General features: G+C 54.5%; 11 protein-coding genes. 4 read left to right on the top strand and 7 right to left on the bottom strand.

The annotated features are described in order from the left end of the window. Positions 1–117 precede the first annotated feature (117 nt). Both cls and FMM01_RS08575 read left to right on the top strand, forming a co-directional pair. Complete coding sequence (gene cls / locus FMM01_RS08580; RefSeq protein ID WP_419554994.1) at positions 118–1584, top strand: cardiolipin synthase; 1467 nt, start codon at positions 118–120, stop codon at positions 1582–1584. 26 nt (positions 1585–1610) lie between these two features. Beyond that, on the top strand, positions 1611–2384 hold the full coding sequence (locus FMM01_RS08575) for an alpha/beta fold hydrolase (protein WP_150392223.1): 774 nt from the start codon (positions 1611–1613) through the stop codon (positions 2382–2384). 146 nt (positions 2385–2530) lie between these two features. On the opposite strand, the gene FMM01_RS08570 is transcribed toward FMM01_RS08575, so the two are convergent. The 3 genes from FMM01_RS08570 to FMM01_RS08560 all read right to left on the bottom strand — a co-directional run bounded on the left by FMM01_RS08570 (position 2531) and on the right by FMM01_RS08560 (position 4810). Next, positions 2531–2950 carry a hypothetical protein gene (locus tag FMM01_RS08570; RefSeq protein ID WP_150392222.1) on the bottom strand — a complete coding sequence of 140 codons (420 nt, stop codon included), beginning with the start codon at positions 2948–2950 and terminating at the stop codon, positions 2531–2533. A gap of 512 nt (positions 2951–3462) precedes the next feature. After that, positions 3463–4170, bottom strand: a complete 708-nt coding sequence (locus tag FMM01_RS08565) for a zinc metallopeptidase (protein ID WP_027827949.1) — start codon at positions 4168–4170, stop codon at positions 3463–3465. A gap of 85 nt (positions 4171–4255) precedes the next feature. Further along, on the bottom strand, positions 4256–4810 hold the full coding sequence (locus FMM01_RS08560) for a GNAT family N-acetyltransferase (protein WP_063516814.1): 555 nt from the start codon (positions 4808–4810) through the stop codon (positions 4256–4258). A 141-nt stretch (positions 4811–4951) separates the two neighbouring features. Here FMM01_RS08560 and FMM01_RS08555 point away from each other — a divergent pair, with 141 nt between their 5' ends. Next, entirely contained in the window at positions 4952–5677 is a 726-nt protein-coding gene (locus tag FMM01_RS08555) for a ribonuclease H family protein (RefSeq protein ID WP_027827948.1), read from the top strand. Here the strand turns inward: FMM01_RS08555 and FMM01_RS08550 are convergent. The 3 genes from FMM01_RS08550 to FMM01_RS08540 form a co-directional block, all read right to left on the bottom strand. Then, complete coding sequence (locus FMM01_RS08550; RefSeq protein WP_150392221.1) at positions 5652–7160, bottom strand: AcpB/EbpR/MafR family transcriptional regulator; 1509 nt, start codon at positions 7158–7160, stop codon at positions 5652–5654. The genes FMM01_RS08555 and FMM01_RS08550 overlap by 26 nt on opposite strands. A 175-nt stretch (positions 7161–7335) precedes the next feature. Next, positions 7336–8301 (bottom strand): DUF1002 domain-containing protein, encoded by a 966-nt coding sequence (locus FMM01_RS08545; RefSeq protein ID WP_150392220.1) that lies wholly within the window; start codon positions 8299–8301, stop codon positions 7336–7338. 100 nt (positions 8302–8401) lie between these two features. Further along, a complete protein-coding gene (locus tag FMM01_RS08540) occupies positions 8402–10276 on the bottom strand; it encodes an FAD/NAD(P)-binding protein (RefSeq protein WP_150392219.1) in 1875 nt (624 codons plus the stop codon). A gap of 133 nt (positions 10277–10409) precedes the next feature. Here FMM01_RS08540 and FMM01_RS08535 point away from each other — a divergent pair, with 133 nt between their 5' ends. Then, on the top strand, positions 10410–11600 hold the full coding sequence (locus tag FMM01_RS08535) for an acetate/propionate family kinase (protein ID WP_027829750.1): 1191 nt from the start codon (positions 10410–10412) through the stop codon (positions 11598–11600). Here the strand turns inward: FMM01_RS08535 and FMM01_RS08530 are convergent. Further along, positions 11506–12528, bottom strand: coding sequence for an alpha/beta hydrolase (locus FMM01_RS08530; RefSeq protein ID WP_223849910.1), 1023 nt, complete (start codon positions 12526–12528; stop codon positions 11506–11508). The genes FMM01_RS08535 and FMM01_RS08530 overlap by 95 nt on opposite strands. Between the last annotated feature and the right edge of the window lie 7 nt (positions 12529–12535).

The following is a 12535-nucleotide window of genomic DNA, read 5'->3' as shown; positions in this document are numbered from 1 at the left end:
AGCCCGTTTAGAGGGAGAGCCCATCCCTGATACCCCTTACAAAACCGTTATTTGGCAAGCACTCGCGCCAACGTTTATACTAGAGTTATCTAGGTTTTACTGGGAGGTATGACCGCCGTGAGCATCGCACTCACCATTTTCGTCATTATCATGATCTTCAACACGGTGGGAGCCATTGTCACGGTTTTCCACCGGCCCCGGAATATTGCCAGTACGCTGGCCTGGCTCATGGTGCTGGTCCTCTTGCCCGTGGTCGGCTTTTTACTGTACGCCTTTCTCGGCCGCGGCTTAGCCCAGGAAAAAATCTTCGATATCAGCCATGGGGAACACATTGGGTTGCAGCACTTGAAGCAGATGATCCTCACCGACGATAAAGCCGATCCGGATAATGAACGCTCTGACCATACGACCACCCACACGGCCCGCCAGCTGATCCATTATTTCGTGAACGCCCAGGACGCGCCGCTGACCAAGCGGAATTTCGTCCAGGTGTACACGGATGGGCAAGCCCAGATCCAGGCGATTTTTCAGGATATCCGCGCCGCCAAAGAAACCGTCCACGTGGAGTATTATGCTTTCTTCAACGACAACATTGGCAATCAATTTCTTGATTTATTGACGGAGAAAGCCAAAGAGGGCTTGGAAGTCCGGCTGATCTATGATCCTTGGGGATCGCCGCACACCAGCCGCCGCTGGTTCCGGGACTATGAGGCCGCCGGCGGCCAGGTGGTGCCGTTTATTACCGCGCAAAACGTGGTCGCCAAGACTCGGCTCAACTATCACTTGCACCGCAAGATCGTGGTGATCGATGGCCGCATCGGTTACACCGGCGGTTTCAACGTCGGCGACCAATACGTGGAACCAACGAAGAAGTTCGGTTACTGGCGGGATACCCAGGTCCGCCTGGAGGGTACCGCGGTCCTGTCCTTGCAGGAACGCTTTGCCATGGACTGGAACGCCTCAGTGGGCCGTAATGGCGAGCTGATCACCTTCCAGCCGAAATACTTCCGCCATCCTGATCCCAAACTGGACGGCCATGCCAATATCCAGCTGGTCTCCGATGGACCGGACAGCACCGCTCAGATCCTGAAGGGCGGTATGATGCGGATGATTATGCTGGCGGAAAAATCGGTTTGGATTCAGACCCCGTACTTGATCCCCGATGACAGTATGATCGATACTCTGATGGTGGCGGCCGCTTCTGGCGTGGACGTCCGCATCATGATTCCCAACAAGCCGGACCATCCGTTTATCTACCGGGCCACGCAGTATTACGCGAATCTATTGACCTTAACGGGGGTCAAGATTTATATTTACGACAAAGGCTTTATCCACGCCAAGACTGCCGTCATGGACAACAAGGTGGTCACTGTCGGTTCCATGAATCAGGATATCCGCAGTTACGCGCTGAACTTTGAAGCCAATTGCTTCATCTACGATTCCCGCGTGTCCCAGCAGTTTACGGACATCTTTAACGCCGATATCAAAGACAGTACGTTATTGACCCGCCAAGCGATCGCCAAACAATCACGCTGGCTGCGCTTCAAGCAGTACTTCTCCCGGCTTCTCTCCCCAATTCTTTAGCAGTTCAGAAAGGACGCTTCCAATATATGCAGATCCAAGTGGCAGAAAATACCCCTGTTACCGTCACGGTCACCGGTACGGGTCAACCCATTGTTTTCTTGAACGGCTTCGGCGGATTCAAGGAGATCTGGGCGGCGCAAATTCCAGCCGTTACCGCTTGGGGTTATCAGGCCATCACCTGGGACTACCGCGGTCAGGGTGCCTCCGGCGGCGACACCGCCACCAGTCTGCGAGAACTGGCCGGGGACCTGCATACGGTGCTGAATGCGTTGGCTGTGCATGACCCGATTCTGGTCGGTCATTCCATGGGCGCTAGCGTCATCTGGGCGTTTCTGAAAGATTATCCGGCGTTTCCGATCAAGGCGGTGGTCACGGTGGACCAAAGTCCGAAGATGGTGAATACTCAGGACTGGTGGTACGGTTTTCGGGGACTCGACCGGGCCAGTGTCCATCAGTTCTTCCAACTGATGAGCCGGCATCATGAGACGCTTCAGGGCCTGGATCCGGCAGTCGCCCAACCGTTGCAAGCGGCCGAGCAGGCCCACCCGTTCTTCCGCATCGCCGCGGAGGAACTGCTCAGCGATCACCTGCGCGCCGATTGGCGGCCGGTGGTGGAAAAAATCAGTTGTCCGACGCTAATGATCAGTGCTTTGCAGAGCCCGTATTTCCCTGACGGCTATGCCGACTGGGCGGTCAAGTGGAATCCGCAGATCCAGACCCAATCGATTGATGGGTGCGGGCACGATATCATGGCGGAGGTCCCAGCTGCGTTTAACGATATTTTGCGGGACTTTTTATAATTACTGGCGGTAAACTGAAGTACTCGCATGGGTTCATCTTGCTGGCAGGAACGGTTTTTATCCAATGGCAAAGCTTACAAACCAAAACAAAATCTGGAGAAGCCATCGCGGCATACTCCAGATTTTTTTGCTCTTTGATAAGGGTTTCAGGATTTAGTTTCTCGCGATGCAACTACTCGGGCCAAAAAGAATAAGGTGATGCCGATGATTATCGGAAATAATTGAGTGAGGTATAGAACGGCATACGCAGTTTGACCATGGAGTACAGGACTGGCATAGCCCATAATAATCAGCCAAAAAAGAATCATATCAGCTAGAATACTTATCGCCAACGCGGTAATTGATAATTGCTTTGACAAGAGTTGAGTAAAGATACTGAGGATTGCGACTACGCCAAACCCAATAAGACCCAGTAACAAGTAGATCCCAAGCATACGTCCTACTGACAAAGGCCCGTTGGCGTCCGGGCCCCGTACCCACGATTGGAGTACGGCGAGAAAGATTAGCCAAATTGGTGGGGCGGCAATCAATAAAACAGCAACTAACCAATTTGCTGCCTTTTTCATTGCAATCGCTCCTCTCCTGAAGATGTGTGTGGAGCGGCATGTGTCTACGGTAGAGGTGAGTAATGAGTTGTTCATCTTCCGTGCGCACTTTTAGTTTGGTACCACTTATTTAAGGTAAGTATATCACATTATTGAAAGGGCTTTCATTAACTGTGCTACACTAATTCAGACCAGAAACTGAGTTCTATCAATGTGTTGATCGCTGTAGCGGTCAAAGCTTGCTAGATAATTCTACAAAAACTGGTATGCACAGTAGAATGGACACAAGGGTACACATAATTGGAAATTAGTGATTACACCGGTGGTCTGAGCAAGAACGCACCATAGAACGCTGAATTCTGAAGCAACTAATGAATTTTTTTACTCCCTGTTTTTTGGCAATTCTAGCTTTTCCAAATTATCAGCTGAAGAAAACGGAAATTGGGTTAATTAGATCAATTTTTTGATAGGCCGATTTGGAGGCGGAAAAAAGACCGTTTTCGTCAAACGGTCCAAACAGTGCAAGTTTAAGTTTAGTTATTATCCCGATTGCCGCCGAAGAGAATGATTAACCGGAGCAATTGCAGGAACGTCGTCAGCGCAGCGGCCACATAGGTCAGAGCGGCTGCGGTTAAGACTTTCTTCACCATCACGACTTCATCGCCGGAGAGCAGCGGTGAGCTGGAGAGGATGTTGACGGCGCGGCGGGAGGCGTTGAATTCCACTGGCAGGGTGACCAGTTGGAAGAGCAGGGCCAGGGAGAAGGCCGCGATGCCGATGTTGATTAACAATTGACTATGGGCAAGCAGCACGCCCACTAAGATGATTGGCAGGGCGAGTGACGAGCCCAGATTAGCAATGGGGACAATACCGGCGCGCAGGGCCATGGGCCAATAGCGGACCTTGTCCTGCACCGCGTGGCCGCATTCGTGGGCTGCCACGCCAATGGCGGCGACAGACGTGGAGTCTGCCGTAGACTGGGATAGATTCAGCGTTTTATCTCGGCCATTGTAGTTATCGGTCAAATTACCAGCAATCCGGTTGATCTGGACATCGTGAATACCGGCTGATCGCAATATATAGGCGGCCGCATCGGTACCACTGGCGCCGGATCGGCTGGTGACCTGGTCGTATTTACGGAATGTGCTGTTGACATACCACGACGCCGCTCCGGAGAGCACCAAACCGATAATAACTAAATAGAAGGTGGGATCCCACCACCACATCATGGGAAAGTACATGGCTAATAGCTCCTTTTCGAATTCCTAGACTCTCTGCCGTTAGAATAACAAAAAGACCGGCGGGTGTCGTCGGTCTTAATACCGATTATTCAGCGCCCGGCGGCGTAATGGAGACGGCTCGACTGATCTGATAGAGATCAAAGTCGTCCGGTGCACCGTCGCCGGTGTATGACGCCGGCTTGTAACCCAGCGCCGTTAAGGTCGGCTGCACCGTGGTATCGCCGGCGGGGACCCAAATCGTCAGGGAGCTGAGACCGAGTTCAGCAAAGGCAAAGGCCGACATATGGCCGATGATTTCCCGCACGCTCGCCGCCGTCAGTTCTTTAGGCACCAATTCCAGGTGCAGGCCGGCTTGGCCGCTGTCTTCATCAATGGGGTCGAGGGAAAAAATACCGACGAATTGTTTGGCGCTCCGGTCGGTAATGCCCCAGGTGAGCTGCCGGTTGCGCATGACGGCCACCATGGTGTGGCTGATGTAATCGACGGTTTGGTTGATGTCGGCGTCTGCCGGCCGATTCGTTTGGGCGGCAACCGCCGGATCATGCCGCAGGGCAAACACGTCTTTCACCGTGGAGACGGTCAGCCAATCGAAGGTAAACCGGGGAGTCATAATTGGATGGTACTTTTCAAATTGTTCCACAACGCCACACTGCTTTCTCTTGAAGTTTCACTCTCTTTAGTATAACAAAGGGCGCCAGCCGCCGCACAGAATCGGGCTTGTGGGCGGCCGAGCAGGCCGGTAAGATGGAAGGTATCGAAAAAAGACGGAGGCAGCAAAGACATGGCAAAGAAATATTATGCAGTGGCGCGGGGTAAAAAGACGGGGGTCTTTACCGATTGGCCGACGACCCAAAAATTGGTGGCCGGGTTCCCCGGTGCCCGCTATAAGAGTTTTCCGACCCGTACGGAAGCGGCAGCGTGGGTGGCGGCGGGGGGACCCAAGACGTCCAGTAAGCCGAAAGCCGCCGCGGCGGTCAATGCGCCAAGTCAACCGCAAAAAAAATACACCGTCGCGTTATGGAGCGACGGCGGTTCGCGGAATACCGGCAACGTTGCCGGCGGTCACGTGAAACAATCGGACGTGGCGGCCTGGGCCTATTTGCTGGTGACTCAGGATAAGAAGAAATACAGCGGCTCGGCAGGCGAATTTGGCGCCACCAACAATCGGATGGAAATCATGGGCCTGCTCAATGCGCTGCGCCGTTTGGAACAATTGGGCTTGAACCAAGAGCCGATTTTAGCCACGCTGGATTCCCAATATGTGCTGAATGCAATCAATAAAGGCTGGCTGCGCGGTTGGCAGCGTCGCGGCTGGCAGCGGGCGAATAACCAGCCGCTGGTGAATGCGGAATTATGGCGGGAACTGGCGGCAATCTTGCCGCATTTCTCACAGTTGGATCTGCAGTGGACCAAGGGCCATGCGACGAATTCAGGGAATGTGTTTGTGGATACGCTGTTGAATCAGACGATGGATGCGCTGCTCAAGGCTCGGGCAGATCAGTCCTGAGATAGCCGGAAACCAGAGTATCCAGATACCAGTACAAGACGACGAAATCCGAACCAGTGCCGAAGTCCTGCATCTGGATCAGGGGCAGGTCATTCTTGATGCCCATCAGATCCGCCATCTCCATGCTGGTGGTGAGGATGATATCGTAGCTCTGAGTGGAATCGTAGTTGGTGACGACCACGTTGAAGTTGGCAGTCATCTGTTCGTTCAGGGCCTTGCGCAGGTAATAATTAACGGGCAGGTCGTGGCTGGTCAAGAGGCCGATGCGGTACTGGCGGCGGGTATGGCGCAGCAGCAGCAGGGTCATGGTCAAGCGTTCGGTCAGGACCGCCTCTGCTCCGGGTGCGCTGAACGCCGTGGAGAGCCGCTGCAGGCGGGAGATCACCACGTGGATGAACTTCATCTGACCGGATTCCGGCTTCCAGTACACGCCCTGCATGGCGGTGTACACCAACTGGTGGGCGTTGGTGATCGTCCCCGGCATCAGCGCCAAGGTGGTCAGTTCAGTGAAAAAGATCAGCTGCAGTTCCTGGTGCATGGTGGAGATATCGAATTTGCTGGCTAAAAAGTCCATCACCGCGTGGGTATAACTGCGCATCCGTGTACTGAACTGGGTCATGCCCAAATACAGGTTTTTGTACAGTTCGCTCTTCATCGGGAAAATGCGGGCGTAGAAAGAAAAGACAAAAAAGGCGATGCCCTCAAATTCCGTGGCGATGTGGGTGTTTTTGGCGAAGACCCGGTCCCAAATGGCAAACATTTTCTGCACTTTGGGCAGGTCTTGGATCAGTGACAGCTTGAAGGCCCCGGTGTTGTCGTTCAGCGGATGGTTGAGCGAAACCCGCTGGAGCACGACATGCAAATAGATGCGGATCGACTGCCGCGTATTTTGGGGCAATCGGCCGGTGACTTCTTCTTGAAAGTCATGGATAAATTCCTCAATTTGCGGATTGTTGGCATTGGTCAAGCGGGCATCATGTCCGTTGACGACACTGAACAACTGGTAATAAAAGTGGCGAATATCCAATTCTCGGCCTTGCAAACGATTATTGCGAATCACCAAATGGAACTCTGCCAAATACTCGTTCAAGCGAGTCACGTGGCGGAACAAAGTGGATGAACTCATCAATAAGGCCCGCTGCAAGGCGGTCATGGTGAACTCGTTGTGCCAGAAAATGTAGATCAATATCTGGTACGCAGAACTGTCTCGAATCAGCATGTTCGTCACGTCATCAAGGGTGGGCAGGTTGATCAGGTCGAGAATATACTCGGCTTCCGGCGACCCTAAGTGGAATGGGGCGTTAGGGAAAAGGTTATTCAGCTGATCCCCCAGAATCGCCATGTGGTCGGCAATTAAGCGCGGATCCACCTGCAGATCAGTGGCCATTTGTTTGCGGGTGGCATGGCCGTTATGGGTGTATAGGTATTGAACGAAAGTAAGATCTTGGCGCACGCGCGGTTCCAAGAAATCTTCTTTTTCCATGATAAGTCAGTCCCCCTAGTTGGCGCAGCCCGTTCCCCGAATGGACTGCGTCTCTTTTCACTATCTTTCGTATTGATTATAGTGGGAAATGGGAATTAAAAAACCAATCCGCCTCACAAACTGCAAAAATTTGTGAAGTGATTGGTTTAGTTGCGTAAAAGGAAGCTTAAAGGCACTACTTAAACAAGTTCACGATCTGGTTCCAGACGTTCTGGAAGAACTGACCGATGGCGTCCAAGACCTTTTGCAGCAGGTTCCGGTTCTCCTGGGTATTCAGCTTATCAAAGATACCCTTGGCATTGCTTTGAATATCGTTCATGACCTTGCTGGCCTGTTCTTTGAAGCTGCTGCTGTTCAGGGCACCGGAATTACGGATTTCCACCAGTATGTTGATGATCTGCTGCTTCTGGTTATTGTTGATGATGGTGCCCAGATTATTCTTATTCAGCTGGTTATTGACGATGGTGGTGATGTCGCCAGTAGAAATGCTGGTTCCTTTTTGCGCCATTTCCTCCTTAGCGCCGGCCACGGCGTTGTTCAACTGGGCATCGGAGTATCCATCCTTACCCTTGTTGGCCTGGTTGATGTCATTCAGGGTACTCATTTCGTTCTGAGCGGCAGTAACCTGCTTCTGGTTCAACGCATCGCCGTTTTGGGCAAAGGCGGCGTAAACGCCGGCCAGGGCACCAGAACCGTCAATGGGCACGGCCGAAGTGACGTAGATATTGGCATCCGTCACGCCGGCGGTCAGCGCGGCGTTTTTATACTGATCCGCGGTGATCTGGGTAATGTTGTTCTTGCCGTTATAGGGCAGGATATGAACGTTGATGCCGCTGCCGCTGCTGGTCTTTTGAACGGCGGCACTGGACCAGACGCCGGAACTGCTGGTGAAGGATGAACCGCTGGGGTTCAGGTATTTGACCAGGGTATCTCCGGTGACGGTGATCGTGTTATAGCTGGCCCCATTCAGCGGGGCGGTTAAGGTACTGATGGTGCCGCTCTTTTGACTATCCGTTAGACTGGTGCCCAGGGTAACAATGGGCTGGCTCCAGTTATCCGCGGCGTGGGCTGGGGTGGACAGGAGCAGCGCGCCAGCCACGGCGGTGATCAAAATCGCTAGAAAACGAAATAACTTGCGCATGATTTCTTTCCTCACTTCTCGATGATGTAGGTCCAGTATACCAGCGAACGCCCGCTGCGGAGTTCCGTAACGGGCGTTCTTAAGGTCTGCATAAGCAAAATCAGTCTTCCGACCGAGTTAACTGTCCCACGAGCGCATTGACCAAAGCGTCGGTTTCTTTCAAGGTGACGTCGTTCACGTCGGGCCGGGGACTGGCAGTTGTCAGCCAGTGCAGGCCTTCGGTGGGTACGCCGTAGAGGTAGACGTTGGCCAAAGGATCGCCGGCGGCAGTGATCAAGGCGTCGGTTTGGCGATCCACGCTGATTGCCCCGGTGGGCTGGACTTGATCGTTGAGATGCAGCGTGTGGGGCTGAAGCAGGCCGTTTTTATTCAGACTCTGAATCAGCGGATTATCCGCGGTGGGATAATTGACGGCTGGCAGCCGCGCTTCGATCAGACTGCTGGCCCGATATTGGCGGGCGGGGTATTTCAAGGAGCGGACTGTGAAACCCAGCGGTTCTGTCTCAACCGTCATGGCCGGACCCACCAGGGTCACGATACCGGCGGAAACCAGGGCGGCCAGTTCTTGGATGCGGTGCGCCGGTGGACCGATGGACAGGAAATCATTGATTGGCTGGAATTCCTTTAAGAAAATCTGCCAATAGTCCGTATCGCTGAGCAGCCCCTTTTCCACCACCTGACGAATCGGGTCGCGCATGTCCCGGAAGACTTCCAAGGCACTGGTCAAGGGGCCGGTCTTGGTCCCCCGGGCGGCTTCGGTGTAATCTCGGGTTAAGTAATCTTGAATGTAGCGGGGGAAACTGGCGGCGTTCGTATTTTGGGCGGGGTTGATCAAACTCGGCCAATCCCAGAGCTGAGCGGCTGGGACGCCGAACTGGTTGGCACTGCGGGTCGGATGGGCCGTGGCGCGCATAGCCGCCTGCAGCTGGGCCAAGTCAATGGCCGGATACTGTTCTTGCACCAGCAGACTGTAGTAGACGTACTCCACTTCGGCCTGCAGCAGATGCCAGAAAGTCAATCCGGAGACGTGCCCGGCCGCCTGCCATTCGGCCAATTTGGCCGGGGTCAGAAATTGCGGCACGTCCTCTTCGCCATCAGCCTTTTGGTTGTATCCTTTGGCCCGGTACGGGAAGCCGCCGCGGGAGCTGGCGTAAATATGCGGTTCGTTGCCGGCGGGCCGATAGGTCAAGCGGCCGTCTTTATCGGCGGCGAACGTGCCGCCCCGGCCGGTCGTTAAAAGGGTGACGTAGTCAAAAAAGCTCAGCCCCAGCCCGCGCAGAATGACCCGTTCGCCATTTTTGTTATTGACTTCGATTTTTTTGAGCAGCGGCGCTGCGTCGGCTGGGTTGCGCTGCGGGATATACAACAGATCGTTTTGGGCCGCATGGCGGGCAAACTTTTCCTGTTCATCCGTCAGCTTGTTTTCGCTGTAACCCAGAGCCATGACGACCCCATTGACGGTGGTATGTTGGCGGCCCGCCGTGAGCCGCACCGCGGTGGGGCTTTGCCACTGGAGATCGGTGACCTGGGCGGGTTGGAAGGTGATGTCGGCGTCGGCCGCCTGACTGCGGACGAACTCATAGAACCACTGGTTATAGGCACCGTATAATGCGCGGGTGGCATAGCCGCGTTCGGACAGTTGGGCCGCTTCCCGGCGCAGGGCCTGGGTCGTGGACCAGGTCTGTTTGGGCAGCCAGTCCGGGGCCACCTGTTTGCTCCACTCGTAGAGGTTGGGTCCAGTGGTGAGGGGACCGCCGCTCAAAGTCACGGAAGCATCCGTGAACAGGGTGATCTGAATGGGGATGGTATTCATGATCAAGGCCAGCGGCTGTTCCGGCTGCCAAACCATGCCGCCGATACCGGCTGGATCGTATAATGTGACCGAAAGCGGGAAATGATCCCGGTTATGCCGGGCGACCAGCCGCTCCAGGGTCATTAACCCCCGGGGGCCGGCCCCGATAATTGCGATTTTCATGATGATTGCTCCTTCTTGAACTCATTAGTCTATATAGTAGCATGTTCAGTCAATAATAAGCGTCAGCGTGCTCGCCCGGCATGATGGTATAATTAACCGGAAGAATTTTACTCGATCATTACAGGAGGGCCATATGCCAAAAGTATTAGCCGTGAATGCCGGCAGTTCTACGTTGAAATTTCAAGTTATCGCCATGCCTGAAGAGACGCTCCTCGCGTCCGGCGGTATCGATCGGGCCAGCAGTCCGGATGCCGTTTTGACGATCAAAGATGCCCAGGGTCAGACCCATGAGAGCCGCGCGCACTTAGAGAATATTGACCACGCGGTGGACACACTGCTCACCACCCTGGTCGCCCAGGGGGTGCTGACCAGTCCCGACGAATTGGCCGGCATTGGTCACCGGGTCGTGGCCGGCGGCGAGAAATTTGCCGCGCCGACGCTGGTGACGCCCCAGGTCTTAAAGGACATTGCCGCATTAGCCGAATACGCACCGCTGCATAACCCTAGCGAAGCAGCTTATATTGAAGCCTTTGCCCGCCGGCTGCCCCAGACGCCGGCCGTCGCGGTGTTCGACACAGCGTTCCACCAAACTATGCCCAAAGTCAATTATCTCTACAGTATTCCGATGACTTACTATCGCCAGTTTGGTGCCCGCCGTTACGGTGCCCATGGCACTAGTCATGCCTATGTGGCCCACGAGGCGGCTAAGCTGCTGCACCGGGACTTGGCGAGTTTGAGACTGGTCACCCTGCATCTGGGCAATGGGGCCTCCGCCGCGGCTATTCAGCGCGGCGCGTCCCTTGATACATCCATGGGCTTCACGCCGCTGGCCGGCTTGACCATGGGCACCCGCAGCGGGGATATTGATGTCTCCCTGGTGGCTTATTTAGCCAACAAGACCCATCAATCCTTCGCCGATATGGTCCAAATATTGAACGACAAATCGGGGATGCTGGGATTGACGGGTCTCTCATCTGATTTCCGGGACATTGACGCGGCCGCCCAAGCAGGCAATGAACGGGCCATCTTGGGTGAAAAAGTCTTCATTAACCGGGTCGTGAAATACATTGGCGCCTATACCGCTGAAATGGGCGGCCTGGATGCCATTGTCTTCACCGGCGGCGTTGGGGAGCATCGCGGCTCCTTGCGCCATGGCGTTTTACAGCAATTAGCCTACATGGGGATCGTGGAAGATCCAGCCCAAGTCAACGCCCAGGCCACGGCTTTTCTCACGACGCCGGCGTCGGCTGTGCAGGCCCTGGTTGTGACGACGAACGAAGAAGTGATGATTGCGCGCTCGGTAATGCAGGTGACTGCTCACTAGGCACATACTGCGCCAAGAAGCGCTTGACCCGGGCGGCGTATTCCTGCGGAGCCGTCGCAAACGAGTTGGCGTGGGTCGCTCCGGGTACCAGCCACATGTCCTTGGGCGCTGAGGTGGCATTGAAACAGTCAATACACATGGACGTGGGCACGTAGGTGTCAGCGGTGCCGTGAATGAAGAAAATCGGCCGGGTATTCTTCTTCAACTGACTGATACTGGTCACACTGTCCGCCAGCGACAACCCCAGGGTGATTCGATTGATACCGCTGATGATCGGCCAAAACGGCCATTTAGGCAGGTGGAACTGGGAGCGCATCTGGTAGGTCAGTTCCTCTTCCACAGACGAATAGCCGCAGTCTTCAATGATTGCTTTGACTTGGTGCGGTAATTCCTCGCCGCTGACCATCATGACGGTGGCCCCGCCCATGGAGATGCCGAAGAGGACGATCTCGCAGTCCGGTCCCAACCGGCCGATGACTTGGTTGATCCAGTCCAGGTAATCCAAGCGGTCCAGCAGACCAAAGTTGATGTACTTGCCGGCGGAACCGCCATGGGACCGGTTATCCGGCATCAAGACATTGTAGCCGTCCTCCCAGAATAACCGAGCACTGGCGGCCATCTTCCGTGCCTGGCCTTTGTAGCCATGGGAAATGATGACGGCCTTCTTTGACGGCTGCGCGGCTGGTAAATAAAAGGCTTGAATTTCCTGATCCGGGTCATCATGGTTCAGCCACCATTTTTCTTTGGGGGTGTTCAAGAACCATTGATCAGCGTCATAATAGGGTGAATCCGGCGGTAACGGCGTCGTCATGACGGTTTTATCCGCCCGCTTGAAGGCATATTGATATAACAAGGCGGAAATGACAGCGGTCGTGGTCGTGAGCACCACCGGCGCGCCGACTTGAAGCATTTTTTTCATGGTTGGCATCGAAAGA

Source organism: Schleiferilactobacillus harbinensis (assembly GCF_008694105.1).
Classification (GTDB): domain Bacteria; phylum Bacillota; class Bacilli; order Lactobacillales; family Lactobacillaceae; genus Schleiferilactobacillus; species Schleiferilactobacillus harbinensis.
Note: the sequence above shows the minus strand (reverse complement) of the source record. Positions and strands in the feature narration are given on the sequence as shown.